Below are 26,585 nucleotides of genomic sequence, written 5' to 3'. Positions count from 1 at the left end.
ACCTTTGAACTTGGCAGTCCGACCTTTGAACTTGGCAGTCCGACCTTTGAACTTGGCAGTCCGACCTTTGAACTTGGCAGTCCGACCTTTGAACTCGGCAGTCCGACCTTTGAACTCGGCAGTTCGACCTTTTAACTCGAAACTTGAGCTTCTGAACTCAAAATGCCAAGTTCTACACTCAAATTCCGAGCTTCTAAGTTGTAACTTTTAACCTTTTAGGTAAAATTGCCGATACATTTTCTCCACTATTAATGCTTAGGGTTGCACTTTTCGAAATTTACAGAAGAAATTGCGCCTTCATCAACTTTTAATTTCTACCTTTGAAAGAGTTTAGCCATTCTTGAACTTGCTCGCGGGCAATATCGCGCCCTCCAAGACCAAAGGCTAGGGCAATGGCAACTGCGATCGCACCGAGTAAAAGTCCAAAGGCTAAATTCACAATATCACTGGCAACTCCAATCTGTTGTAGTGCCATTGCAGAGACTAAAGCAATAATGGCAATCCGCGCTACTTGTCCTAAAATCTCTGCCTGACGTTCGCCGGAACTGGTAATGATATTAAAAGCCAGATTTGCCAAGAATAAGCCAATGGCAAAGATAACTAATCCCGCCAAAATCCGCCCGAATATGATGACAATACCAGAAACTAATGCTGTCAGGGCTGGAATATTCAAGATATTCACTGCCGCCACCGTTGCAAATAGCATGATACCCACTAAGGCAACAATACCCGCAATTTCCGATGGAGTTCGGCTGGGAATATGGGCAGTTGTTGGTTCAGTGGAAACTTCGATGCGTCTGCTGGGTGTTGTCAAACCCAAGACGGTGAAAATGTTATTAAAGCCTAAATTGGTGAGAATACTTGTTACCAAATCCGCGACAAACCGCCCCAAGAAATAGGCAACAATTAAAATTGCGACAGCTGTAAAGATTGCAGGTAGGGCATTAAGAACCTGTTGCAGCATGGCGATCGCCGGGATAGATATCGCATCAATTCGCAAGGCATTAAGCGCTGCGATCGCCACAGGAATCAAAATCAAAACATAGACAATTGTGCCAAGAATACTGGATAGAGGTTGCACCCCCTGAGCCGTAGATAATCCTAAGCGACTACCTAAATGGTCGATTCCAGTTGTTGCCAACAAGTTAGTCACAATCCGGCGCACCACATTAGCTATAAACCAACCAACTACAGCAATTAACGCCGCCGCTAAAATGTTCGGCAGAACTAGCAGAACTTGTGTAATTAGGGCTTGTACTGGTTGTAGAGCCTGCCTTAGTCCGAGAGTATCTAAAACTGGGGCGAGAAACAGTAAAAAGATAAACCAATACAGAGCATTGCCAATCGTGTCACTTAGAGACAACTGATTCAGGCTGGGTGCGTTGTCTTCTGGTTCTGGATTCAAACGCTCATCCAGATTAAATGCCTGTAATGAGCGCACAGTGATAATCTTCACAATGGTCGCCAAAAACCAAGCGGTTGCCAAAAGGATTCCTGCACCAACCAACTTTGGCAAAAAGCCAATAAGTTGATCGAGAAAATTATTGAGGGGTCGAGAGGCAATTTCCAGATCCAATGTCTGTAAAACAGCTACCGCCGTCAATAGGATAATGCTCCAAAAGACTAAGCCGGAGATTAATTTCTCCACTTGGGGAACATCTTGACGACCCGTTATCCCTGCGGCAATGCGGTTATCGATGTTTGTACGCTTGAGGATTCCTTGGGTTACTGCTGCTGCGATCGCAGCAATTAGCCAACCTACTAACAAAATTGCTACTGCCCCTAGTAGACGGGGTGTAAACAGAATTATCTGTTGAACAATACCTTGCACATCAGCAATTCCTTGATTGACTGCTGGTTGTATCGGTTGCAGGCTAGGCGATTGTGCCAAAAATTGCTGCACCTTCATGGGCAAACCAACTCCTATCACCTGGGTTATTCCTTGCAAAGTTGTGTTCATGGTTTTCGGGAATTAAGCTTAAGTATTCGCCGCAAACACTGAGTAAGTGTTTTGCCTATAAATTTACCAGTAAACACATACATATTTTGATTTAATCTATTGGAATTGAGCATTGGGCATTGGGAATTGAGAATTGGGAATTGGGCATTGGGCATTGGTTATTGGTTATTAATTCTTCTCTCTCATCTTCCCCTGCTCCCTGCTCCCTTGCTCCCTACTCTCTGCCCGCACTCCCTATTTCGCTTAATTTTGCGTTACTCTAATTGCAGCAACAGCATCAAAGAATGTGGAATGTCCCAAGTTTTGGAGCAATCGATTCAAATTAATGCTACGGCTACGGTGGTAGAGCGCTGTATTAGCGATTTAGCTATCATGCAACGCTGGCTCAACCCCGTCCTCCGTTGCGAACCTGTGGGTGAAGCTTGGAGTACTGATGTAGGCAGCAAAAGTCGTTTTATCATTCAAATTCCTCTACTGAAACCGACGTTGAATAGCGTAGTTGTGGAACGACAACCGGGTTTGGTAGTTTGGGAATTCCAGGGATTTTTTCAAGGGCGCGATCGCTGGGAATGTCAACCCACAGAAAAGGGAACGCTTCTACTGAACCGTTTTGAGTTTGATATTCCTAATTCCTTAGTAAGTTGGGGTTTCAACACCTTCGCCGCATCTTGGACAAAAGAAGATATGCAAGCCCAACTCCGCCGCCTCAAACGAGTCGCAGAAAATTTGTAATTGGGCATTGGGAATTGAGAATTGGTTATTTTCCCCCTGCCCCCTACTCCCTTCTTTCTTCCCCATTCCCCATTCCCTATTCCCCATTCCCCAATTCAGTAAGTAGCCGCCGAATCATTAATGCATCCTGGGCATCAGGAACTTTTGCTAAATAATTTTGTAAATCGTCTACGGCTTGGGGGTAGTTACCAAGTTGATAGGAGATCAGACCGCGATCGCGCAACTCTAAAGTTATATTAGGAAAAAGCAATAAAATTCGTTCAATCGCGGCGAGGGTTTTTTCTAACTCTTGTTGTTTAAGGTAAATAAATTTTAAATTTGTCAGCATCCGTGCCAAAAATTGCCGATTACTGACTATCGCTAAAAATTCTGGTTGTAGCGTCACGGGTTGCTGATAAATTTGAGACAGCCGTTCCTCGCAATCTTGGGCGAATATTATTTCACCGCCATTGAAGGCATCGACGAAAATTTCTATATCTGGAATATCCGGGCGGATCAGAAAATGTCCTGGCATCCCCACACCCACCATCGGAAAATCAATTCGTCGGGCAATCTCTAGGTAAACCAACGCCAAGCTAATAGGAATCCCCAGTCGGCGGTCAATTACATCATTGAAAAAGCTGTTACGCGGGTCGTAATAGTCAATTTTATTACCAGAAAACTTTAAATCTTCGTATAGATACTGATTAATATTTTGAACGATCCGCAAAGGATATCGTGAGTCTGGTAGGCGTTCTTGAAGCTCCCATGCCATTGTATCAAGGGCGTTGAGATATTCCTCTGGATCTAGCTTGGGATATTCTTCTTGTGCAATATACAAAGCTGCCTTTGCTAGGTCAATATGATCGTCAGACTGCTGAATTTCCTGGTAAAAATATTGTCGCGCTGACGATAAATTCATAACCTGTTGCTCGGTGAAAGTGTGAGGATGAAGCCGCACCTACGCCCAACCCTGACATCGTGGCTTGACTAAAAGCAGTTTTTTGTATCTATCTTTATCTTATGGATATTCAAGTGTAAAACCTAAATCCGAAACTCTTGTGCGATCGCGTCTTTTTTTCTTCCTTCGTGTCTTTGTGGTTCGGTGAACTACTCAGACTTGCCTACAGCTGAAGTTGATCGCTCCCAATTCATCGGGAATAGCCATCAATTACTCAGTAGTTTTTTTTGTCTGACATTCCCTTCAAGGGCAGGAGTCTTGGTACTCAACACCAAAATCTTTTTCTTGCGACATATACCTAAAAGCTCTTGGTTTTCGCTTGTGGCATTGATGGTGAAAAACGCGATCTTGAGGGTTATCCCTCAAAGAGCGATTTTGAACCCAGAGGGTCAAGACATTATATATCTTACCAGAAAATCCTGGGGATTCGTCATACATCCAGAATTTGTTTTTACTCTTCCTTTAAAATCAATTCCAGATGTAATCCTCAAAGCTTGGCTCACAATACCTACCATTAGAGTACATTCATTGTTCGCGTTAGCGTCTCGCAGAGAAGGTGGGGAGTTCCGCGACTCCGTTAAAAAGCGTTGGCGTTGGCGTAGCCTCTCCAAGAGTTGCCGCCATACCCCTACTGTTTCAGAAGAAATCGCCTGATTTTTTCTTAGTTAACTATCCGTTTCATGGGGATTTCTATCCAGAACTCACAGCCGTTACCGGGTTCAGAAACACACTGGATATTACCAACGTGTTTTTCCACAATAATTTGGTAGCTAATAGATAACCCCAAGCCAGTACCTTGTCCGGGTTGTTTGGTGGTAAAGAAAGGTTCAAAAATGCGCGATCGCACCATCTCTGGAATCCCACAACCATTGTCAGCGATGCAAATCAGAATAGTATTCCCTTTGATGACTTCTGTACGAATCAAAATTTTAGGATTGTCAATTTTTTTTCTACTAGTTGCTAAGTTTTCCAGTGCATCGATCGCGTTGTTGAGAATATTCATAAACACCTGATTCATCTGGGCTGCATAGCAGAGTACTAAGGGCAATTCACCATATTGCTTAACTACCTCAATAGCAAGAGAATTAGTCTCTGGTTGCAGTCGATGTTGTAAAATCAACAAAGTACTGTCGATGCCTTCATGAAGATCAACGTGCTTCATTCCTGTTTCATCAAGTCGAGAAAAACTTCGCAACGATAAGACTAGTTGAGAGATCCGATCTGCCCCTATCTTCATGGAAGTAAGAATTTTTGGCAAGTCATCACTAATGAAATCTAAATCCAATGCTGCTACTTGCTTTTTAATTTCCTCTGTTGTTTTAGGATACTGTTTCTGATATAGACGCAGTAATTTGAATAAATTTTCAGCATGTTCAGTAACATAGGTAATGTTGCCATAAATAAAACTAATGGGGTTGTTAATTTCATGTGCTATACCAGCAACTAATTGCCCTAAACCTGCCATCTTTTCACTCTGAATTAACTGGCTCTGAGTATGTTGTAATTCTTTCAGAGTCTGGGTAATTTCTTCTTTCTGACGTTGAGTTTGTGCGAGTAATTCCGCTTGCTGAAGTCCTACGCCTAACTGAGTACCAATCTGCATCAGCAAATCTACCTCATCTTCTTGCCAATCACGGGGTTTGATATTTTGATAAGCTGCTAGTAATCCCCAAAGTTTATCACCTTGAAAAATCGGCACAATCATATATGCCCTAGCCTCCATTAGCTCAAGCATGACAATATAAGGAATAGAATCATCGGTGCTGTAAATATCCTTAATGACAATACTTTTACCATTAGCAAAATCTCCGTTTTGGGGTTCTTGCAAGTAGTTACTTGCATAGGCGTAGCCTGTTGCAGACATCGCAGGTAAAATATCCCTTACTGGTATCCAATCTTGGGCTAAAGACTCAGCAACAAATTCGCCACTCCCATCAGCCCGGAATCGATAGATTGTGACTCGATCAACTTCCAATAACCGCCGGACTTCTTCTGTACTAGTAGCAAAAATAGTGTCAATATCAAGAGACTGGCGAATTTTCTCCACCGTTGCGGCTAATGCCTTTTCCCTTTGGGCTGCTTTCCGTTCTCGTTCGGCGGCTTTAGCCAATTTTTGGGACTGCACCTGCATCTGTTTCAATGACTCAGCTTGCTGTAATGCTACCCCCAATTGAACGCCAACTTGCGCCAATAAGTTGATTTCCTCATCTTGCCAATAACGGGGCTGGGAGTTTTGATAAGCTACTAACAATCCCCACAACTTTTCGCCCTGAGAAATTGGTACAAAAGCTTCATTCCGTGGATACTTACCCGCTTGCTTTTCTTGCACAAAAACGCCTTGTGTTACCGGCTGTGGCTTAACCATTGGTGTCCAGCCATCAACAATGGAATCGGCGACAAATTCGCCACTCCAATCAGGATAGAAGCGGTAAATTGCGACTCGTTCCACTTCTAATAGCCGCCGGACTTCTTGAGTTGTGGTTTTAAAGATGGCTTCAATATCAAGAGACTGACGAATTTTTTCTACGGTGTTCGCTAACGCCCTTTGCCTTTCCGCAGCTTTACTAATCTCTGCTGCTTGGATTTGCATTTGTTGGATAAATTCCGCTTGCTGCAAAGCCACACCTAATTGCGTTCCCACTTGGGTAAGCAAGTAAACTTCATCTTTTTGCCAATCACGGGTGTCGGCGTTCTGGTAGACTGCTAGCAAGCCCCAGAGTTTCTGACCTTGATAAATGGCAATGATTACATAGGCTCTTGCCTGATAAATTTCTAGGATTTTAATGTAGCAGTCGCTAAAGCCTGAATTGTAAATATCATTACAAATCCGATATACTTGACAACTGCTAAAACTACCACCTTCTGTATCTTGTAAATAAGTATCAGCAACTGGGGGTTTAGCTAAATCTTTGGCGCTACAGTCACTGACGTTTTCAGTCACTTCCGGCCGTTGAAATTGTTCATCAATCAGGGAAATCCAACCCTCTGCCACTGATTCAAACACGAATTCACCACTCCAATCGGGATGGAAGCGATAAATAGCCACGCGGTCAGCATTGAGCAGCTGCCTAAGTTCTCCGGTGGTTGTGTGGAAAATACTTCCTAAGTCTAGAGACTGACGAATTTTCTCAATCGTGATGGCGATGATTTTCTGCCATTGGGCTGCTTTTTCTCTAGCTTTTGCTTGTGCTAGTTGTGCCGATTGTAGTTTTACTTGTTCTAGGTAATCTGCTTGCTGTAAAGCAACTCCTAGATGTTCAGCGATTAATTGCACAAACTCAATTTCTGATGCTTCCCATTGGCGAAGACTACTACACTGATGAATACATAACAATCCCCATAAATCTTTACCTTTTATTAAGGGGACAGTTAGATTGGCACGGACTTGGAATCTTTCTAGAATCTGGATGTAGCAATCACTGGCATTAACTTGATAAATATCAGCTATTGCTTTAATTCGGCCTTTCTGATATAATAGTGCAAATTCTTCACCAAAGCAATGGTCGCGCAATTTAGTTGCTAGTGCCGAATTCCATTCTGTTGCCACATCTTCATAGATAAATTCCCCTTCCCATGCCAAATTAGGATAGAAACGAAACACGCCAACCCGATCGGTTTTCAGAAGTTGGCGGATTTCAGTGACTGTAATTTTGAAGATCGCGTCTATATCTAGAGACTCGCGGATGCGGGCTATAACTCCAGACAAGGCTTTTTGTTGCTCATTCTGATGTGAATGAGATTCTTGCTGTTTTGAATTTGGTTCTATGGGTTGACTATTAGAGGAGTTTTCCATTCCCAGTGGGACTTTAAATATTGAAAGTCTTCTATCTCATGATTCCCTTAGCGATCGCAAAGGTAACAATTATTTTCTAAAAATGCCAAAAAAACAATGTAGGGACACGATACTATCGTGTCCCTACAAAAACATTTTTCAACCACGAGAAGATTATCGCCGCTTGGGAGTGGCGCTGCGGCTGGTGCGTTTTTCTTCATCTCGGCGACGGCGATCGCGCCAATCTGCCACAGTCAAATAACCAATTCCACCGGTGACTACTACAAGCAGTACTACGGCTACTATTGTTAAAATACTCAAAAATGGACTTTCCACAATACCTCTACAGTCCGTTACGTCCCCAAACTACCATTGCAATTGACCAAGTGAACACAACTAACAGTGCTACCCAACCTAGTGTCAAAATCTCCATAGTCCCACTTTTCAAATAATTACAAAAGGTTTCTAATATTTATCATACAGGGATTGGGCAGGCTGAGATTTTTTTTATAAATTACATTGTAACTTTGGTATGCGATGTCTACGACGGGCTATTCGGGGTCGCAAAGGGGACACGCTCTTATCTTAGTAAGCTGGTACTTCAAGCATTAATTAAAGACTAATGTGAAAAAATAGCGATCGCGCTTTCTTAACTAGATGGTCTGGGAATACTAGGGTTACGGGTATATATTTCAAATTCAACAACCCCTAGTATTATGCCGACATTTTTCAACTATCCTTTCCAATCTAATGGTTTTATTCCCCACGGACATTGTTATCTCTGGCAAACTGGATTAGTTTGGCTCCACATTATTTCTGATGCGACGATCGCTCTGGCCTATTATTCTATTCCCTTCCTACTGATTTACTTTATTTCTAAGCGCAAAGATGTTCCTTTCAATGGAGTATTTTTGTTATTTGGTGCTTTTATCATTGCCTGCGGTACTGGACACTTGATAGATATTTGGACGCTTTGGCACCCAGACTATTGGATTGCAGGTACTTTAAAAGCTTTAACTGCCATTATTTCCATATACACGGCATTTGCATTATTTTACCTCATGCCTCAAGCTCTGACACTACCCAGCCCAGCCCAGTTAGAAGTTATTAATCGAGTCCTTTCAACTGAAATTGTTGAGCGCAAGCGCATTGAGAAAGAACTACGCCTTGCGGAGGAAGTAGCTCAAAACTCCAACCAAGCCAAGAGTGAATTTCTCGCTAATATGAGTCATGAACTACGCACACCTCTTAACGGCATCCTGGGCTATACACAAATTATCCAACGCACAGAATCTTTGAGCGAAAAAGGACGCAAAGGACTCAGCGTTATTTATCAATGTGGTTCTCATCTTTTAACCTTAATTAATGATGTTCTGGATCTCTCCAAGATAGAAGCCCGAAAGTTGGAATTGTATCCTGTTGATTTCTACTTACCTGCCTTTATAGATAGTGTGACTGAAATTTGCCGCATCCGAGCAGAACAAAAAGTCATCGCATTTAAGGTCGAACTCGATCCTGATTTACCAACTGGTATTCATGCTGATGAAAAACGCTTACGGCAAGTACTGATTAACTTGCTTAGTAATGCCATGAAATTTACTAATCAAGGCAGTGTCACCTTCAAAGCTCAGGTAGTTGAGCAAGAATCAAATGCTAATGAAAAAACTAACTACAAAATTCGCTTTGAGGTAATAGATACTGGCACAGGTATAACCCCTGAACAAGCTGAGAAAATCTTCCAGCCTTTTGAGCAAGTAGGGAGTCAGAAACGACAATCTGAAGGTACAGGCTTAGGATTAGCGATCAGCCAAAAAATTGTTTTATTGATGGGTGGTAAAATTCAGGTGAAAAGTGAATTTGGCAAAGGTAGCACTTTCTGGTTTGAGGCAAAATTGTCAGAATCTAAAGACTGGGCAAAAGTTTCTAGAGTAGTTGAGCAGGGAACTATTATTGGTTATCAAGGACAAAGGCGCACTATTTTGATTGCGGATGATAAATGGGAAAACCGATCGGTAATTGTAAATTTACTAGAGCCGGTTGGATTTACTGTTATAGAAGCTACTAATGGTCAAGAAGCATGGGTACAGTCTCTAGCCCACGAACCAGACATGATTATCACTGATTTGGTGATGCCTATATTGGATGGATTTGAATTCATTCATCGTTTGCGTCAGTCGACGGCATTTAAAGAAATTCCAATCATCGCTTCGTCAGCAAGTGTATTTGCAGTCGATCAACACAAAAGTATTGATGTAGGTGCAGATGCATTTTTACCAAAGCCTATAGAGGCTGAAAATCTGCTAGAAATGCTCCGACAGTTTTTGCAACTGGAGTGGATTTTTGACGCTAATGTAGACACCGTGAAAAAAATCTCTCCAGATGGGTTTAATCAACAAAATCAGGTGATTTATCCTGGCAAAGAGGTTTTACAAGAATTACTCGAACTAGCACAAGATGGCGACATTCAGAGTATTTTAGAACTGGCTGAAAAACTTTCTGCATCTAATGATAAGCTAAACATTTTTTCCCAGCAACTCATGCAGCTTGCTAGTAATTTCCAACTCAAACGTTTGGAAACGTTTATTGAAGAATCCATTAATTAATTTAAGTTAAATTTCAATTTCTAATTCATCATGATCAAACCCCAAAATAACGGATTTATTTTAATTGTGGATGATAATCCGACAAATTTATCTGTCCTGTGTGCAACGCTCAATAGTGAGGGTTTTCGTTTCCGGGTTGCAGTCGATGGAGAAACTGCGATCGCTCAGGCTGAACGCAATCAACCAGAGCTGATTTTACTGGATGTACAAATGCCAGGTATTGATGGATTTGAAACTTGTCGTCGCCTCAAAGCTAATCCTGTCACCCAAAACATTCCGATTATTTTCACCACTGCTTTAGCGGATACGGAAAGCAAAAGCAAGGGATTTTTACTTGGTGCAGTAGACTATATTCCGAAACCCTTCGCCCAAGAGGAAGTAATTGCTAGAGTGCGCGTGCATTTACAACTCAAAAAACTGACTGAATCTTTGGAACAACAAATTAGCGATCGCACCAAGGCTTTGCAACAAGCTCAAGTCCAACTGGTACAGCAAGAAAAACTATCTACACTCGGAGAGTTAATCGCTGGTATTGGACATGAAATCAACAATCCCATCAACTTTATTTCTAGCAATATTCCACCATTGAAAGAATATATTGCAGGTGTAACTGAGTTACTTTTACTGTATAAACAAGAGTATCCCAATCCAACAGCCAAAATTACCACTACTATTGAGAAGTTGGATTTAAACTTCGTTCTCGAAGATATGGTAAAAATTTTGAACTCACTCCAGCTAGGAAGTGAAAGAATTCAAAATCTTTCTAATTCACTCCGCAATTTCTCTCGCTCGGATAATGATACAAAAATATCTGCTGATTTGCACCAAGGACTAGATAGTACACTAATAATTTTGCAACACCGTCTTAAGGCTAATGGCGAGCGTCCCGGTATTGAAGTTATTAAAAATTATGGAGGATTACCAGAGGTAAATTGCTATCTAGGCCAGATGAATCAAGTATTTATGAACATTCTGGCAAATGCAATTGATGCCCTTGATGAAGCTATAATGGAAGGCAAAATGAGGAATCTAATTCCTGAGATTAAAATTGTAACAGAAATAGATTCGGAAAACTTGGCTGTAATTCGGATTGCTGACAATGGAATTGGTATTCCTGAACGGCTGAAAAAACGCTTATTTGAGCCGTTATTTACTACAAAAACAGTTGGTAAAGGTACTGGACTTGGCTTGTCAATTGCTTATGAAATAGTTGTAGAGAAACACAATGGTGTATTAGATGTAAATTCTCAAGCAGGTGTGGGAACTGAGTTTATCATCAAAATTCCCATATAATAGCAACATTGAATTAATTACAAAGCTGCTTTAGTATTTATAATACTAGATATCGGGAAAAATTTCCCTAATATCTAATTTCTATAGAGAGTGAATCAAACTTTAGATCCTCAATTAATGGCAGAACGTATAGAATCCCTCAAGGCTGGAATAGTTGGAGGTTTATCTGTGTGTTTTGGTTTTGTGCTTGCCAGTCTCTTGAATACTCTTGTACTAGCAAAGTATTTTCAGATCCTCGCAAGTCTGCACAGCGATATTAACTGGCGCTTGTGGGTGAGTGCTGCTGTTGCAACTTTTATTGGCTTACTATTTGGTGTCACCTACCGCTATATCATCCGCTCAGATAAAAATCCCCAACTCAAAGCCGGTGGTGTTCTAGCCTTTGGTTTGGTGCGGGGATTGACTCAGCTAGAGCTTGGGTGGAATTCCAATAGCATAATTTGGCCTTTTTTGGTATTAGCGGCAGAAAGTTTATTGTGGTTTGTGCTTGCAGCGATCGCTCTTGATCTCGCCATTAAACTCCGTTGGGTTAAACCTTTTTCATCATAGATTTGCCGCGCCTGTATTCAAGCATTACCTTGGATTTGCGGTAAACTCAAGGTTGAAAATCAAAACCACTTTGTCACTGGAAGCATAATATTTTCGTCAACAAGGTAGCGATCGCATTGACCTCTCCGAGGCGGAGAGGGGAGCCTGATTTCTCCCCCTTCCCTACAAGGGAAGGGGGTTGGGGGGTTAGGTCTGTGTGAAAAGTGCGAGGGTGCGATCGCGTTGATAGAATGGTCAATTAGATTCAAACATTGTTATTTGTTTTTTACTCCTAAAGCTTGACTAAAATTGATATTGATGAAATCAATAAGATTTTTATTTTCTGTTTTTTACTTAATCCTATAGTTCCAAGTCTTAATAGCTAAATCAATATACCATCCCAAATTTGTAGGAGTATTTCTTTCCTGTGACCACCACGATTCTAAAAGAGAAATATCAAAAGGACGGGTAGCACCCTTCAGGAGATATATCAATAAATCTAAAGTGTTTATATTTCTCCCATAATTGGATGAGGCTTGACATAAATACACATTTGCATTTGTCCATTTCGACATACCATGCCTGTCAAATGAGAAACAAAAATTATTGTTAGAATTCTCTTCAAGATTAACGGTAGTCTTAGTACACACCAACCATTCAACGACAGAATCTTGAGCAAAATGGCTATTATTTGCAGCTAATACAAAACCAAATCGTGCTAATGGAATTTTGATGTTAGTTTTCACCTTAGTTGGCAACCAAAGAAATAACCATATTCCTTTACCTGTATTAGTTATTTCAGCTAGTTTCTTATGATTTTCTCCTTCGCCAGTACCATATAGTATTTTTCTATAAGTAGGGCTAACCATTTCTTTGATTTTTGGTTGAGCCATGAAAAGCTCTCTGATGATTCTAAAATTTTGACGAGCATCTACAGGTAAGTGATTTTCAAAGTTATGAGTGAAAGCTGGCAAGATTGTACTTAGTAGGTCTTCATTTTGTAAGCTACCAGGTAAGCCAAACACAGGGTAAAGAATATCATAGTTCTTACCTTCTAATTGGAATTTAGGAGTTGTTGTCTGATATTCGACATGGAATTTCCAAAAACATATATCATCTTCAAATCTTGATGCTTCTTTATCTGTATAGTTGTCTTCATGAAAAGTAGGAGCAATAGCGATTAATTTTATCGGTAATGAGTAATCGATTCTATCGGCAAAAGATTGATTTTGTAAAATACTTTTTCTATATCTCAATAGCTGAGATACTAATCCTCTATCTTCTTCGTTTTTTAATTCAATAATGACTGCTTGTTTATCTAATTTGCTACAGTATAGCAAATCACAACGCTGCATTTTGAGACTATGCTGACGTTTAATTAAAACCAATTCTGGGAATATTATGTCAAAATAAGCTTCAATATAATCTTCTAAATCTTGTTCAGACTGAAAGCGAATTTTTCCGCCAATGTAGATTAATTTACGATTCGCTTTGGCTGACTCATCATTCCGTCTTTTTGAGTTGGTTGTTAAATGTTTCGATTTGAGGTAGGGCATGAATATTTTTAAATATAATAATCTATATACAAATTATTATATTTTTTATACTGTTAAAAATGGTGTAAATACTGAAATATCATCTATTTTAACAGACTCTCAACTTCCTCATCAGTAAAACCAAACTGGCGAAAAATACGCAAAATATAAGCAGGAGACATTTCTCTTGCACCCATATCTATAGGAACTACTCTCCTTTTACCATCGACTTCACGAGTATATAAACAATGGTCGCCTTTTCCTTCTCTATGAAATGTGCAACCTGCTTGTTCTAAAAGCTTAATTAACTCCTTTGGTTTCAGGGAAGGTATATTTTTAGGCATAAACCTTCCTTAATTCATATATCTCTGAATCTTGTTCTTTTTCTTCAACAAATAAAAATTCATGTAATTCATCTATTGAAACGGGAGATTTATAAATATTACTTTCAGACTCATAAACAATTTCAAAAGATTCAATTGCTTCTTTCAGTTTTTTAATTGCATCTTCTTGACTATTTCCCTGCCCGACAATGCCGTTTTCTAAACATAAAGCAACCCAATAGCCAGAATTCTTTCTAAGTACGACGGTATAAAAATTCATTCTTTCCTTCAACCTAATAACTATTTTTTAAAGTTTCTTCTAATGTAAAAGGGGATTCTTGAGGAAAGAAATTTAATTTAATCCCTGTTTCCTCAGATGCTTTGAGACAAGCTTTTTGATAACAATTTTCAAATACTTCTGCAAGTAGAGGTTGTAAACTGGGACTATCTTCTAATAATGTTTCAATACATATACGTTGTTCAGAAATAGTACTGCGCCAACTCTCACTACGTTTTTCTGGTTGATATTGCCATTTCAGTAAGTGCATCAATAGCACAATTAATCGAGTTTTTAACTCGCGTTTTTCACTTCTCCCCATGCTTTCAATTTCTTCAATTAGATTAGGTATATCTATTTCATTAAAATTATTTTGTTTTAACTGCTGGGCAATTCTTTGTGTCCACAAGTAAAAGTCTTGTTCATAGAGATTTTTTTCGTTGATAAAAGATGGACTGGTCATTAATATTCCTCTTGGAAACGTTAAAGATTAGGTGGGCATAACACCCACCTAATTAAACTATACCAACAAAGCCTGATCCTCTTGAGAAATCACGCGCCCTTCATCCTCAAAACCGAGGATTTGATCAAAGTTCAAATACCGATACAAATCATCGGCAAAAGGATGAATTCTACTCGCCACAATATCCAAATATTCCTGCACTGTGGGAAGCCGCCCCAGCAGCGCACAAACTGCGGCTAATTCTGCTGAACCAAGATACACCCGCGCATCTTTACCCATGCGATTATTGAAGTTGCGGGTAGAGGTAGAAAACACTGTTGTGCCATCAGCAACTCGCGCCTGATTACCCATGCACAAACTGCATCCGGGCATTTCTGTCCGCGCACCCGCAGCCCCAAACACGCTATATACACCTTCTTCTTTTAATTGGTGTTCATCCATGCGCGTTGGTGGTGCTATCCACAAGCGAGTTTTTACTTCACCTGCGCCTTCCAAAACTTTGGCTGTTGCCCGATAATGACCGATATTTGTCATACAAGAACCGACAAATACTTCTTGCACTGGATCGTTAGCAACTTCCGATAATAACTTAACATTATCGGGGTCATTGGGAGCAGCAACAATTGGTTCTTTGATTTCGTTCAAATCAATTTCAATTATTTCGGCATATTCAGCATCACCATCGCCTTCTAATAACACGGGATTTGCTAACCATTCTTCCATCTTTGCCACACGGCGTAGCATGGTACGCGGATCGTGATAGCCCCGTGCGATCATATTTTTCAGTAAGGCTACGTTAGAACGCAGATATTCAGATATTGTCTCTACACTCAGCTTAATTGTGCATCCGGCACAAGAACGTTCCGCACTTGCATCGGTGAGTTCAAAGGCTTGTTCAACTTTTAAATCTGGCAAACCTTCTATTTCTAGAATTCGCCCGGAGAAAACATTTTTCTTATTCTGCTTCTCTGCTGTCAACAAACCTTTTTGAATTGCTACGTAGGGAATGGCATTCACAACATCCCGCAGAGTTACACCTGGTTGCAATTCACCTTTAAATCTTACTAATACTGACTCTGGCATATCTAAAGGCATGACACCCAAAGCCGCCGCAAAGGCCACTAATCCTGAACCTGCGGGGAAAGAAATACCCAAGGGGAAGCGGGTGTGCGAGTCGCCGCCAGTTCCCACGGTGTCGGGTAGCAGCATCCGGTTTAACCAAGAGTGGATGATACCATCACCGGGACGCAGGGCAACACCGCCACGAGAGGCAAAGAAATCGGGGAGTTCGTGATGGGTTTTGATGTCTACTGGTTTGGGATAAGCGGCTGTATGGCAGAAACTTTGGATAACTAAGTCTGCACTGAAACCAAGACAGGCGAGTTCTGTTAATTCATCGCGGGTCATGGGGCCTGTGGTATCCTGGGAACCAACGGTAGTAATGATGGGTTCGCAAGATGTGCCGGGACGCACACCAGGTAATCCGCAAGCTTTACCAACCATTTTCTGCGCTAGGGTGTAGCCTTTACCTGTATCCAAGGCTTGCTGGGGACGGGTAAAAACGGTGCTGGGTTCTAAACCGAGTGAAAGACGAGTTTTATCGGTGAGGGTACGTCCGATAAGTAGGGGGATGCGTCCACCTGCGCGGACTTCATCGAGGATGGTATCAGGTTTAAGGGCAAAGGTGGAAATGACTTCGCCTGTTTCGTTGGTGATTTCGCCTTTGTAAGGATGGATAGTAATTACCATGCCGGTTTCTAGTTTGGTGACATCGCACTGAATAGGCAAAGCACCGGCATCTTCGGCTGTGTTAAAGAAGATAGGCGCGATCGCACCACCTAAAACATAACCCCCAGCGCGTTTGTTTGGCACAAAAGGTATATTATTTCCTGTGTGCCATAACACCGAGTTAATAGCAGATTTACGCGAGGAACCTGTACCAACTACATCCCCAACGTAAGCGACAGGATGCCCTTTTTTCTTCAGTTCGGCAATGGTTGCCAAGCTTCCCGGTTGCCGTGACTCTAACATTACTAAGGCGTGTAAGGGAATATCTGGGCGAGTTGTGGCGCTTTGGGCGGGGGATAAGTCGTCGGTGTTGGTTTCGCCAGGAACTTTAAAAACGGTGATAGTAATCGCTTCTGGTACGGTTGGGCGAACGGTAAACCATTCAGCTTCCGCCCAAGAGTCTATCACCCGCTTGGCGAAAGGATTGGTTTTAGACAACTCTAAAACATCGTGGTAAGCGTCATACACCAAGAGGATTTTGCTTAAGGCGTTGGCTGCATAAGCGGCGATGGGTTCCTTTCCTTGCCCACCCATTACCAGAGGTGTTTCAGATGAGTCTGAGACGGATACGGTTGGCCATTGCAGCAAATCGATTAAAGCTTGCACATTGTAACCACCTACCATTGTCCCTAACAATTGCACCGCTTCTATGCGCGAAACCAACGGGCTGGTGATTTCCTTTTTGGCGATCGCAGTGAGAAATCCAGCTTTGACATAGGCTGCTGGATCGACACCAGGAGAAACGCGATCGCTCAATAAATGCAATAATATATCCTCTTGACCCTTTGGCGGATTTTTCAGCAATTCGCACAGTTCAGATGTTTGCTTCGCATCCAATGCTAAGGGGGGAATTCCCAGTGCTGCTCTTTCGGCAACATGTTTACGATATGATTCCAGCATTCTTAACTCCACTCCAAATATTTAACCAAACATCGTTTAAGTGTGTATCATCACTTCCCTAGTTTCAAGAGCATTCAACCTCACAAGTCTTTACAAGTGGAATTAACAGGAAGTGAATCTCCTTGCTTTAAGTTTTTTGTCTAGCAAGGACTTATAATTATCACTGTATAGCTATTTTTCCCGATAAAGCTCTTTGAAAATAATTCTCTTTTCGTCTTTGTTAATTTGGTACTCTGTCTATTTATCAGATAAGATAATTTATTTGTCCTCTGTGTCACACTTCCTTTGTATATGTCTAAAACTTACACCGTAGAAATTAATCACCAAGGCAAAATTCATACTTTGCAAGTTCCCGAAGATGAAACGATCTTATCAGTTGCCGATACTGCTGGTTTGGAACTACCAAGTTCTTGCAATGCAGGTGTTTGCACAACTTGCGCCGGTCAAATATCTCAGGGAACTGTAGATCAAGCTGATGGCATGGGTGTTAGTCCAGATTTGCAAAAGCAAGGTTACGTATTGCTTTGTGTTGCCAAACCCCTTTCTGATTTGAAACTTGAGACAGAAAAGGAAGACATAGTTTATCAATTACAATTTGGCAAAGGCAAATAATCTGTGAACAGTTATCAGTATATCGGATGATTCTTCATCACTGAATAACTGTTCGTTGAACATTACCAAAACTGAGAAATAACAGAAGTATTTCATGGCATCTGACATCAGCTATTCTATAAACTACAAATCAACAGGATTTACCAAGATGACAACTCATTTTATTACCGCAGAAATTGATTTACAAGAAACTCCCGCAGAATTACTAGAAGTAATTGAAACAGAGTTGAAGAAACAAGGTGAACCCCTGCGTTGGGCTGTTACCTCTGTAGATATTGACGAACAAAAAGCTACAGTTGAAGCCGTTGTTACAGTTAAGAGTTAGGAGTGGGAAGTGGGGAGATGAGGGAGATGAGTTAATAACCAATGCCCCATGCCCCATGCCCCATGCCCAATGCCCAAAATATGCATCCATACACCGCTATCTTAATTGTACCAACTGGTGTTGGGGCTGCCATTGGGGGTTATGCAGGAGATGCTTTGCCTGTTGCTAGAGTTATAGCACAGGTTTGCGATCGCCTAATTACTCACCCCAATGTCCTCAATGGCGCAAGTTTGTACTGGAATCTCCCTAACGCTTTCTATGTTGAAGGTTACGGGCTTGACAAATTCGCCTCTGGATGCTGGGGTTTACGTCCAGTCCGCACTAATAAAGTAGGTTTGCTTTTAGACCAAGGCATTGAGCCAGAGTTACGGCTACGACATATACAAGCAGCAGATGCAGTCAGAGCAACTCTGGGATTGACCTTAACAGATTATGTAATTACTGATGCACCGTTAAATGTAGAATTACGGACTACAGCATCGGGAGCTAGTTGGGGAACAATTGGCAACCCAGATAGTTTGTTACGGGCAGCTGAGATATTAATTAAGAAAGCGGGGGCTGAAGCGATCGCAGTTGTTGCCCGTTTCCCTGATGATATGGATGAGGGAGCAGTACAAAAATATCGCCAAGGTGAAGGTGTAGATTCCTTAGCGGGTGCTGAAGCTGTAATTAGCCATTTGCTAGTGCGAACCTTTCAAATTCCTTGCGCCCATTCTCCCGCCCTTTTGGGCGAACCTCCACAACCTGATTTATCTCCCCGTTCCGCCGCCGAAGAATTGGGCTATACCTTTTTGCCCTGTGTCCTTGTCGGATTAAGTCGTGCGCCACAATTTATAATAGAGAGAGGAGCAATCGGATCGCAGCAAGAAGATATTTGGGCTGATGAAGTTGATGCTGCGATCGCACCTGCAACTGCTTGTGGTAGCAGTGCCTTAATGAGTTTAAGCCAAAGACGATGCCAAATAATTACAGTAGAAGAAAATAAAACTCTGATCGAAGTTCCTCCCCAACCGTTGGGGATAAAAGTTATACAGGTAAACTCATATTTAGAAGCTGTAGGTGTATTGGTAGCTCACAAAGCAGGCATCAACCCCTCTGCTCTCCGTCCCAAATTATCACCTTTAGAGTCATTAGTCATTAGTCATTAGTTATTTTCCCACAATGCCCAATGCCCAATGCCCAATGTCCAATGCCCCACTCTTAAAAAACCCGTGATTGAACAACACAAGCAAGAGCCAGAAATTCCATACATGACGCGCATCCAAGTACTTGGAGCGATGGGAGTAACTGCAATCATTTTGTTGATAGTCGCCAAAGTGTCGTTGCACTTTGGTAACTTTCCCCTATTTTCTTGGAAGTGGGATAAAAAGGATTTGCTGTTGGGTGTAGGATTGGGGTTCCTGATCACCGCGTTAAGTGGTGTAGCTTATCGCGTTTGGACTCCCTACCGAAAAAGTGCAGATTATTATCTAGAAGTGGTACTAAAACCCTTAGCTTTACCAGATTTAATTTGGCTGGGCTTGCTACCAGGTTTAAGTGAAGAATTGTTATTTCGGGGTGTAATGCTGTCAGCTTTAGGCTTGGATAGTCTAGCTGTAATTGTATCTAGTGTTTGCTTTGGCGTTTTGCATTTTAGTGGTTCCCAACAATGGCCTTATGTGATTTGGGCAACCATTGTCGGGATCATATTCGCATATAGTGCCTTGCTCACGGGAAACTTATTAGTGCCGATTGTCGCGCACATGATTACCAATTGGACTTCTAGTTATTTTTGGAAAATGTGGCAATTGCGGCAATTAAAAAATAAATTTTGAGCTTGGAGGAATTAGTGCGATCGCATAGGTAGATGAAAAGCAATAGGCAATAGGTAAGAAGGATCATCAAGTTGTGCTGATTCTTTTTCAACAATCAAATATGAGTCCTAATATCCTAATATCATAAATTAAATTACTTCAGGAGTGCTGAATTAAATTAACCTTACTTTTTACTCACTACTTGTTACGGGCTAAACGCCCCGCTATCGCTAACAGCACTCAGCACTGTTTTGGTAACTTGAGCGCTCTCACCAGATGCTTGGTGTGTAAGATTTTTCAAGCGGCTCAATCTGCTTCTGCGGATACGTTCACTGGTACGAACCCCACCTGCCATTTCATATTCCCGGCTGTCTTTGCCATATTTAAAAGCAACTCCTATCAGCATTTTCTCAGATAAACTGCCCAAGCTTTGTTCTAACTCTTCAATCTCTGCCCTGGAAGAGTCAACAACGATTAAAGCAGTGTTAAGAGCGTCTATCTTGATGCGTAACTTCTCAATTAATGCTGTCATGTTTTTTAAGTTATAAGCATCTCCAAGATCCAGATTGGCATCAATTGCTTTGAGTCCAGAGGATCTCAACTCAGCTTTTTCTAGAACGCGGGACATGCGTTTTTTCCGAGACATAAATTTATTTGTTTGTGAAGTTTATAAAGCTACTATGCTCTATTTAAACTAAATTTTGGTTCAGCAAAATCCACAAACATTGTATTTTTTTATCAGATGAATACTGGTAAATTCTCGGAAGTTATTTGATAATTTCCAATCCTAATGGCAACTTAAGCATTTATAACCACAGCTTTGATACTCATAACAACAATTTAAGTTCTGCTAACCATAGCTAAATTGTTTTTATTGCAAATTAAGTTTTAGTAACCACAGTTTAAGCATTCATAACAACAACTTAAGCTGTGATTAGCACAGCTTAAGTTGTTGTTATAAAAAATTGTGTGTTTATAACGACAAATGCAATTTACATAACGATTGTCTTAAAAGAGAAAGATTGTTTAGCTCTCTAGCCAAAAAATCGCAACACCTGATGAGAAAATGAGGTATTCCAACAAAGCGATATCTACGATGGGCTACGCCTACGCCATTTTATTGTTAACAATCCCGTTAATCAGCTTGAGGTGAAAGGAACCAAAAGCCTTATTGAGACATGACACAGAAGGTTAGTGTCTAAAAATACTCCTAAAAGTCAATCTTTGTTTAATAAGTTTTGTGTAGAATTTGGTGGTGAGGTCATTTACTTGATTCTCAATTGCAGCAATCCAGGTTTCATTTATGAGTCAGTCTTTTTCTCAAAACCAAGCAAGGCGAAATCGCCAACAAAGGCTGTGGCAACAAAAAGGGAGCTTAAAGACTAAAGTAATAGTTTGGGTACTAAGTATAAGTGTCCTTCCTGTGGTTGCAATTGGAACAGCTACTTACTTTTATGGAATTAATTTAATTACCAGACAGATTCCGCAAGTTAGACAAGAGACTTCTAAAACTTTATTAGACACTGAACTTGCTTTACAACAAAGACAATTGTCACTCTTGTTAGCTGGGATGGGGGGAACAGCAATTGTAGCAGGTGCGATCGCTGTTTTTGTGGCAAATCGAGCTATGACTCGAATCAGCAATGCTGCGGCAATATCAAATGATATCAAGAATAAGCTACGTCCAGACAGCGATTTTACTCAAACTTTTATCGCTAACGAAGATGAGTTAGTGATGTTAGAGAGAAACATCAGCTTATTCACAGAACTGCTTTCGGTTCTGGCACAAGAGAAAGAAGCCGAAACCGATTACTCCCAACTATTGATCAAAATCACGCGATGGGTTCGAGAATCATTCAATGAACAGGATGTTCTCAAAACTACCTCAGAAGAGATTCGTAAAGCTTTAAGCATTGACCGTGTAACTATCTTTTGCTTCAACTCCAACTCCAACAGTAATGGAACCTTTATCACTGAGTCAGTAGCACCGGGTTTACCCAAAATATTAGGGGTTACAGTCTCTGAGTCTGGGTTCGAGGCAGAGTATAGAGAAAAATACCAGAATGGTTATACCCGTGCTACTGATAATATCCTCCAAGCCGATCTCAGTGATGGTGATATTGAGTTGCTTCAGCAATTTGCTGTCAAATCTAATTTAGTAGCACCTATTTTCAAAGGCAAAGAGCTATTTGGTTTATTGATTGCTCATCAGTGTTATAGGCAGCGTTTTTGGCAGCAGTCTGAGATTGATTTGTTTGTTCAGATAGCCATGCAAGTCGGATTTGCTCTTGACTACACCCAACTTCTAGAACAAGTAGATACCAAAGCAGATAAAGCTCAAACATTTATCGAAATTACCCGCAGCATTCGCCAATCGCTCAACGAAGAGGATGTTTTAAAAAGCACTGTAGAAGAAGTTCGCAAAGCACTTAGTACCGACCGAGTGCTAGTTTATAGCTTTAACCCTAATTGGTCTGGAACTGTGATTGCAGAATCAGTAGTTCCAGGTTATCCCAGAGTGTTGCGATCGGAAATCCAAGACATCTGCTTCGGTCAGGGTTATGTAGAAAAATATCAGTCTGGTCGCGTTGTCGCTACAAACAACATTCATGAGTCAGGTTTAGCTGATTGTCACATTAGCCTACTCGAATCCTTTGCTGTAAAAGCAAACTTAGTCGCACCTATTCTCAAAGACGAGCAGTTATTTGGCTTATTAATTGCACATCATTGTTCCAGACCTCGTGATTGGCAACAGCCTGAAATTGATTTGTTTACCCAAGTAGCCATGCAAGTCGGATTTGCTCTCGACCATGCTAGGCTGCTACAACGTGTCGAAGCTGAAGGTGTACAAAGTCAGTTGCTAGTGGATACTATCGGCAGCATTCGCCAATCGCTCAACGAAGAAGATGTTTTAAAAACGACTGTAGAAGAAGTTCGCAAAGTACTGAGTACTGACCGAGTGATGGTTTATAGCTTTAACCCTAATTGGTCTGGAACTGTAATTGCCGAATCAGTTGTTCTCACCTACCCAAAAATTTTGCGGGCTGAAATCGAAGATCCATGTTTTGGTCAAGGCTATGTAGAAGAGTATCAGTCTGGCCGGGTTCTGGCAATAAACAATATTTATGAAGTCGGCTTGGCTGATTGTCACATTAACTTACTCGAATCTTTTGGTGTAAAAGCTAACTTGGTAGCTCCCATTCTCAAAGACGAGCAGTTGTATGGTTTATTAATTGCACATCAATGCTCCAGACCTCGTGATTGGCAACAATCTGAGATTGATTTATTTGCCCAAATAGCCATGCAAGTAGGATTTGCTCTCGCTCATGCCAGACTTCTGCAACGAGTCGAAGCTGAAAGTATGCGAAGTCAATTACTAGTGAATATTACCCGTAGTATTCGCCAATCGCTCAAAGAAGAAGATGTCTTGAAAACCACTGTTGAAGAGGTTCGCAAAGGATTGAGTATTGACCGAGTACTGATTTATAGCTTCTATGCTAACTGGTTTGGAGTTATAATTGCCGAATCAGTGGTTCCAGGTTATCCCAAAGTTTTGCGCTCTAAAATCTACGACCCGTGTTTCACTGAAAGTTATGTAGAAAAGTACCAATCTGGTCGTGTCGTCGCAATCAATAACATTTATGAGTCAGGTTTGGCTGATTGTCACATTAGCCTGCTCGAATCTTTTGGTGTGAAAGCAAATTTAGTCGCACCTATTATTAAAGACGAGCAGTTATTTGGTTTGTTAATTGCACATCAGTGTTCTTCGACTCGTGATTGGCAACAGCCTGAGATTGATTTATTTACCCAGATAGCCATGCAAGTAGGATTTACTCTCGATCATGCTAGGCTTTTGGAAGCGTATGAAGTTGGTGAAATTAACCCTAATTAATAGTTACATGCTGTAAGAGCAATTGATCAATTGCCCCTATCTGCATGTTGGGTATCTAAATTTAGCTTAAGTTAGGCTGAGTGTAGTCTTTTGATGAAGAAGCTGCCAGAGCGATCGCTAATGGTAAAATTCGATGTTCCTGAACTTGAATCCTGGCGTGGAGTGTTTCTGCTGTATCATCCGGCAATACTGGGACTGCGGCTTGCATCAATATTGTGCCACTATCCATTTCTAAACAAGCTATATGTGCCGTACAACCAGTTATTTTTACCCCAGATGCCAAAGCTTGTTCGACAGCGTGGATTCCCTTAAAACTAGGTAACAAACTAGGATGGATATTAATAATTTTGTCAGGAAAGGCATCAATGAACACTGACGTTAACAATCGCATCCAACCTGCCAAAATCACCCATTCCACATCATACTGCCGTAATGTCTGCACAATTTTCTGATCCAACTCTTCTCTACTTTTATAGTTGCGGTGATTCAACAAAACAGCTTCGACACCTCTATTGGCTGCTCTGACGGCTGCTTTTGCTGAGGGGTTATTGTAAATTAAAACTTGGATTTGGGCATTTAGCTGTCCATCTTGGATAGCTTGAGCAACGACATCAAAATTGCTGCCATTCCCAGAAGCCATAATTCCCAGTTTTAAAGGGGCGACTTGTTGGCAAATATCGCTAATGCTAGGAGAAACCAAGCTAGGGGTAGAATCAGGGCGGAAGGTCATAAACAGCTAAGAAGAAAAACAAAGAGCCGAGCAACTAGCAGCAAAACTGCGAGAATTAAATATTGATCCTGAAAACTTTTAAAGTCAGGGTAATTCGACTTACTTGTATGTACACAGAAGAGAGAATTAAGGGGAGCCAGTACAGTTTTGGAATATGGCGTGCAATGACTGTGAAAGTCATAACTAATTACCCAGACTTGAGATGAAAGTGTCAAGTAGTATATTCGGCGTTAATCCTCACATAGTCGTAACTTAAATCACAACCCCAAGCTTTACCCACACCATAACCATTGCCAACGTTAACGGAGATTAACACCGTATCTTCTTGGAGATAAGCACTTGTCGCTGCTTTTTTCAAATAAGCACTCGCTGCTGCACGATCAAAAGTTAAGGGTTGCCCATTTTCTAACATTAAGAAATTCCCCAGCTTGATTTGCAGGTTTTCTTGTTCAAAGGGTATACCTGCACGTCCGGCAGCTGCGGCGATGCGTCCCCAGTTGGGATCTCGTCCAAAGATTGCAGATTTAACTAAGGATGAACCAGCAATGGTTTTGGCTATTTGTCGGGCCGAGATTTCATCATGGCCCCCTGTTACTTCCACTTCTATTAGACAAGTTGCGCCTTCACCATCACGAGCGATCGCTTTGGCTAAATGCTGACAAACTGCTGTTAACATCGCCTCTAATTTCTCTGCTTCTGCGCCCCATTCTGTAATTGCTGGGGTGCGAGATTGACCATTTGCCAAGGCGATTAAGCTGTCATTGGTACTGGTATCACCATCCACAGTAATAGAATTAAAGCTTCTATCAGCCGCCCTTACTAACATTTGTTGCCAAAGAGCTGGCGAAACCACAGCATCACAAGTAACAAATGCCAACATGGTTGCCATGTTGGGATGGATCATACCGGAACCTTTGGCAATGCCACCAATTCTGACAGGACGCTCGTTTATAGTTGTCTCTAAGGCAATAGATTTTGTTACCAAGTCTGTAGTGATAATTGCTCTGGCTGCGGCATCTGAACCTGTTGTTGATAGTGCTGCTACTACCTTGGGAATCCCACTTCGTAAAGCATCCATCTTAATTCTTTGACCAATTACGCCAGTAGAAGCTAATAAGACAGATTCAGACGAGATATTCAGGGCTTGGGCTATTGCCAGAGCAGACTCTAAGGTATCAAGGTTGCCTTGAGATCCTGTAGCGGCGTTTGCTTGTCCAGCATTGCACAGGATGGCACGAGCGCTATGTTTGGCTTGCAAGCGTTGGCGACAATATTCTACACAGGCAGCTTTAACTTGACTGGTGGTAAATACACCAGCTGCGATCGCTTCCACCTCTGAGAATATCAAAGCTAAATCCGGCAACCCCGAAGGTTTCAACCCTGCGGTAATTCCCGCCGCCTGATACCCCCTTGGCGCTGTAATGCCACCTATGATTTTTTGCCAATCTGCCATTTTCTTCACTCTAAACTATTCAGGGATTTGAACAACCTCTCAATAGTTTAGAGTTTTGAGGGTAAATTTTAATTACTCAATGAGGAATTAACCGCGATCGCCTTTGAATCACCTCACGGGTAACTGAAGTTGTTTACCGCAAGCAGCAGCTTCTTCTTCGTTAACCAAGGTGTTGATAATTTTGACCAGAAATTTCAGCCGCTTGTAATCTGTGAGGGTGTCACAGTAATCAATCACATCAGTGGGTAATTCCGAAAATAGTTCCCAGTCAGCTATCTCCCAGAGGTTATCGCCACTAAATGCATTTTATACTTATGTCAGCCGCAGGCATCGCAAGTAGCAAGGACTATATGAAGACATTAGATCAAGCGATCACAGAAGCCTTAGAAACAGTTGCTAAAAAAGACATTGTTGGTTGGTTCACCCATTGTTGCTACTATAGAATCCATTTGGGATCTTTTACAATGTAGAGAAATCAAACTAACAGAAGCAGTTTCGCACCAGGAACTAGTCTAAACTCCAGTAATGAGTATAAATACGAAAAAACCCGCGAGCTATGATGTTGGCTAGCGGGTTTTTCGGTTGTAAGATTATCCCTGGCATCGAGCTATTTTTGCGTAGGGCGACCCCTAAACTATCGTTGCCGCAACAGTGTTTCACCTCTGA

General features: G+C 41.4%; 24 protein-coding genes. 10 read left to right on the top strand and 14 right to left on the bottom strand.

Features of this window, described 5'->3' with window-relative positions; genetic code table 11:
* Nucleotides 1-307: 307 nt before the first annotated feature.
* Nucleotides 308-1,960, bottom strand: a complete 1,653-nt coding sequence (locus V7K38_RS25360) for a mechanosensitive ion channel (RefSeq protein WP_334861823.1) — start codon at nt 1,958-1,960, stop codon at nt 308-310.
* A gap of 291 nt (nt 1,961-2,251) precedes the next feature.
* Here V7K38_RS25360 and V7K38_RS25355 point away from each other — a divergent pair, with 291 nt between their 5' ends.
* Nucleotides 2,252-2,692 (top strand): SRPBCC family protein, encoded by a 441-nt coding sequence (locus V7K38_RS25355; protein WP_334861821.1) that lies wholly within the window; start codon nt 2,252-2,254, stop codon nt 2,690-2,692.
* Nucleotides 2,693-2,768: 76 nt separating this feature from the next.
* Here V7K38_RS25355 and V7K38_RS25350 read toward each other — a convergent pair whose 3' ends face one another.
* Complete coding sequence (locus V7K38_RS25350) at nt 2,769-3,593, bottom strand: SirB1 family protein (RefSeq protein WP_334861819.1); 825 nt, start codon at nt 3,591-3,593, stop codon at nt 2,769-2,771.
* A gap of 183 nt (nt 3,594-3,776) precedes the next feature.
* Here V7K38_RS25350 and V7K38_RS25345 point away from each other — a divergent pair, with 183 nt between their 5' ends.
* Nucleotides 3,777-4,286 carry a hypothetical protein gene (locus tag V7K38_RS25345; RefSeq protein WP_334861817.1) on the top strand — a complete coding sequence of 170 codons (510 nt, stop codon included), beginning with the start codon at nt 3,777-3,779 and terminating at the stop codon, nt 4,284-4,286.
* A gap of 7 nt (nt 4,287-4,293) precedes the next feature.
* Here the strand turns inward: V7K38_RS25345 and V7K38_RS25340 are convergent, their stop codons facing one another.
* From V7K38_RS25340 to petN, 3 genes are all read right to left on the bottom strand, one after another.
* Nucleotides 4,294-7,425, bottom strand: a complete 3,132-nt coding sequence (locus V7K38_RS25340; protein ID WP_334861815.1) for a GAF domain-containing sensor histidine kinase — start codon at nt 7,423-7,425, stop codon at nt 4,294-4,296.
* A 153-nt stretch (nt 7,426-7,578) separates the two neighbouring features.
* Entirely contained in the window at nt 7,579-7,740 is a 162-nt protein-coding gene (locus tag V7K38_RS25335; RefSeq protein WP_265271586.1) for a hypothetical protein, read from the bottom strand.
* A 7-nt stretch (nt 7,741-7,747) separates the two neighbouring features.
* On the bottom strand, nt 7,748-7,837 hold the full coding sequence (gene petN / locus V7K38_RS25330; protein WP_017322509.1) for a cytochrome b6-f complex subunit PetN: 90 nt from the start codon (nt 7,835-7,837) through the stop codon (nt 7,748-7,750).
* 283 nt (nt 7,838-8,120) lie between these two features.
* Between petN and V7K38_RS25325 the strand changes: the two genes are divergently transcribed.
* The 3 genes from V7K38_RS25325 to V7K38_RS25315 all read left to right on the top strand — a co-directional run bounded on the left by V7K38_RS25325 (nt 8,121) and on the right by V7K38_RS25315 (nt 11,849).
* Nucleotides 8,121-10,007: an ATP-binding protein gene (locus V7K38_RS25325; RefSeq protein WP_334861808.1), complete on the top strand. Its 1,887-nt coding sequence runs from the start codon at nt 8,121-8,123 to the stop codon at nt 10,005-10,007.
* A gap of 30 nt (nt 10,008-10,037) precedes the next feature.
* Nucleotides 10,038-11,300 carry a hybrid sensor histidine kinase/response regulator gene (locus V7K38_RS25320; protein WP_334861805.1) on the top strand — a complete coding sequence of 421 codons (1,263 nt, stop codon included), beginning with the start codon at nt 10,038-10,040 and terminating at the stop codon, nt 11,298-11,300.
* A gap of 117 nt (nt 11,301-11,417) precedes the next feature.
* A complete protein-coding gene (locus tag V7K38_RS25315; protein WP_334861829.1) occupies nt 11,418-11,849 on the top strand; it encodes a hypothetical protein in 432 nt (143 codons plus the stop codon).
* A 329-nt stretch (nt 11,850-12,178) separates the two neighbouring features.
* Here the strand turns inward: V7K38_RS25315 and V7K38_RS25310 are convergent, their stop codons facing one another.
* The 5 genes from V7K38_RS25310 to acnB all read right to left on the bottom strand — a co-directional run bounded on the left by V7K38_RS25310 (nt 12,179) and on the right by acnB (nt 17,114).
* The gene (locus V7K38_RS25310) at nt 12,179-13,384 is read right to left on the bottom strand and encodes a hypothetical protein (protein WP_334861803.1); all 1,206 of its coding nucleotides are present in this window, start codon (nt 13,382-13,384) and stop codon (nt 12,179-12,181) included.
* An 83-nt stretch (nt 13,385-13,467) separates the two neighbouring features.
* Entirely contained in the window at nt 13,468-13,707 is a 240-nt protein-coding gene (locus tag V7K38_RS25305) for a type II toxin-antitoxin system HicA family toxin (RefSeq protein WP_334861801.1), read from the bottom strand.
* Nucleotides 13,700-13,966, bottom strand: coding sequence for a type II toxin-antitoxin system HicB family antitoxin (locus V7K38_RS25300; RefSeq protein ID WP_334861799.1), 267 nt, complete (start codon nt 13,964-13,966; stop codon nt 13,700-13,702). Before V7K38_RS25300 ends, V7K38_RS25305 begins: the two co-directional genes overlap by 8 nt.
* Before the next feature lie 13 nt (nt 13,967-13,979).
* On the bottom strand, nt 13,980-14,426 hold the full coding sequence (locus tag V7K38_RS25295; protein ID WP_334861797.1) for a DUF29 domain-containing protein: 447 nt from the start codon (nt 14,424-14,426) through the stop codon (nt 13,980-13,982).
* A gap of 57 nt (nt 14,427-14,483) precedes the next feature.
* Entirely contained in the window at nt 14,484-17,114 is a 2,631-nt protein-coding gene (gene acnB / locus V7K38_RS25290) for a bifunctional aconitate hydratase 2/2-methylisocitrate dehydratase (protein WP_334861795.1), read from the bottom strand.
* 291 nt (nt 17,115-17,405) lie between these two features.
* On the opposite strand from acnB, the gene V7K38_RS25285 reads away from it, so the two are divergent.
* From V7K38_RS25285 to V7K38_RS25270, 4 genes are all read left to right on the top strand, one after another.
* Nucleotides 17,406-17,726: a 2Fe-2S iron-sulfur cluster-binding protein gene (locus V7K38_RS25285; protein ID WP_334861793.1), complete on the top strand. Its 321-nt coding sequence runs from the start codon at nt 17,406-17,408 to the stop codon at nt 17,724-17,726.
* 148 nt (nt 17,727-17,874) lie between these two features.
* A complete protein-coding gene (locus V7K38_RS25280) occupies nt 17,875-18,051 on the top strand; it encodes a hypothetical protein (protein ID WP_334861792.1) in 177 nt (58 codons plus the stop codon).
* An 80-nt stretch (nt 18,052-18,131) separates the two neighbouring features.
* Entirely contained in the window at nt 18,132-19,199 is a 1,068-nt protein-coding gene (locus V7K38_RS25275; protein ID WP_334861827.1) for a DUF3326 domain-containing protein, read from the top strand.
* A 63-nt stretch (nt 19,200-19,262) separates the two neighbouring features.
* The gene (locus V7K38_RS25270; protein ID WP_334861825.1) at nt 19,263-19,865 is read left to right on the top strand and encodes a CPBP family intramembrane glutamic endopeptidase; all 603 of its coding nucleotides are present in this window, start codon (nt 19,263-19,265) and stop codon (nt 19,863-19,865) included.
* Between the two features lie 184 nt (nt 19,866-20,049).
* Here V7K38_RS25270 and V7K38_RS25265 read toward each other — a convergent pair whose 3' ends face one another.
* Nucleotides 20,050-20,490 (bottom strand): hypothetical protein, encoded by a 441-nt coding sequence (locus tag V7K38_RS25265; RefSeq protein ID WP_334861791.1) that lies wholly within the window; start codon nt 20,488-20,490, stop codon nt 20,050-20,052.
* Between the two features lie 657 nt (nt 20,491-21,147).
* Here V7K38_RS25265 and V7K38_RS25260 point away from each other — a divergent pair.
* Entirely contained in the window at nt 21,148-23,736 is a 2,589-nt protein-coding gene (locus V7K38_RS25260; protein WP_334861790.1) for a GAF domain-containing protein, read from the top strand.
* Between the two features lie 61 nt (nt 23,737-23,797).
* On the opposite strand, the gene purN is transcribed toward V7K38_RS25260, so the two are convergent.
* The 3 genes from purN to V7K38_RS25245 all read right to left on the bottom strand — a co-directional run bounded on the left by purN (nt 23,798) and on the right by V7K38_RS25245 (nt 26,156).
* A complete protein-coding gene (purN, locus tag V7K38_RS25255; RefSeq protein WP_334861789.1) occupies nt 23,798-24,466 on the bottom strand; it encodes a phosphoribosylglycinamide formyltransferase in 669 nt (222 codons plus the stop codon).
* Between the two features lie 211 nt (nt 24,467-24,677).
* Nucleotides 24,678-25,919: a bifunctional ornithine acetyltransferase/N-acetylglutamate synthase gene (gene argJ / locus V7K38_RS25250; RefSeq protein WP_334861788.1), complete on the bottom strand. Its 1,242-nt coding sequence runs from the start codon at nt 25,917-25,919 to the stop codon at nt 24,678-24,680.
* 108 nt (nt 25,920-26,027) lie between these two features.
* Entirely contained in the window at nt 26,028-26,156 is a 129-nt protein-coding gene (locus V7K38_RS25245; protein WP_334861786.1) for a hypothetical protein, read from the bottom strand.
* Nucleotides 26,157-26,585: the final 429 nt, after the last annotated feature.

This window comes from Nostoc sp. (genome assembly GCF_036917465.1).
Taxonomy (GTDB): Bacteria; Cyanobacteriota; Cyanobacteriia; order Cyanobacteriales; family Nostocaceae; genus Nostoc.
This window is presented reverse-complemented; position numbering and strand designations above follow the sequence as displayed.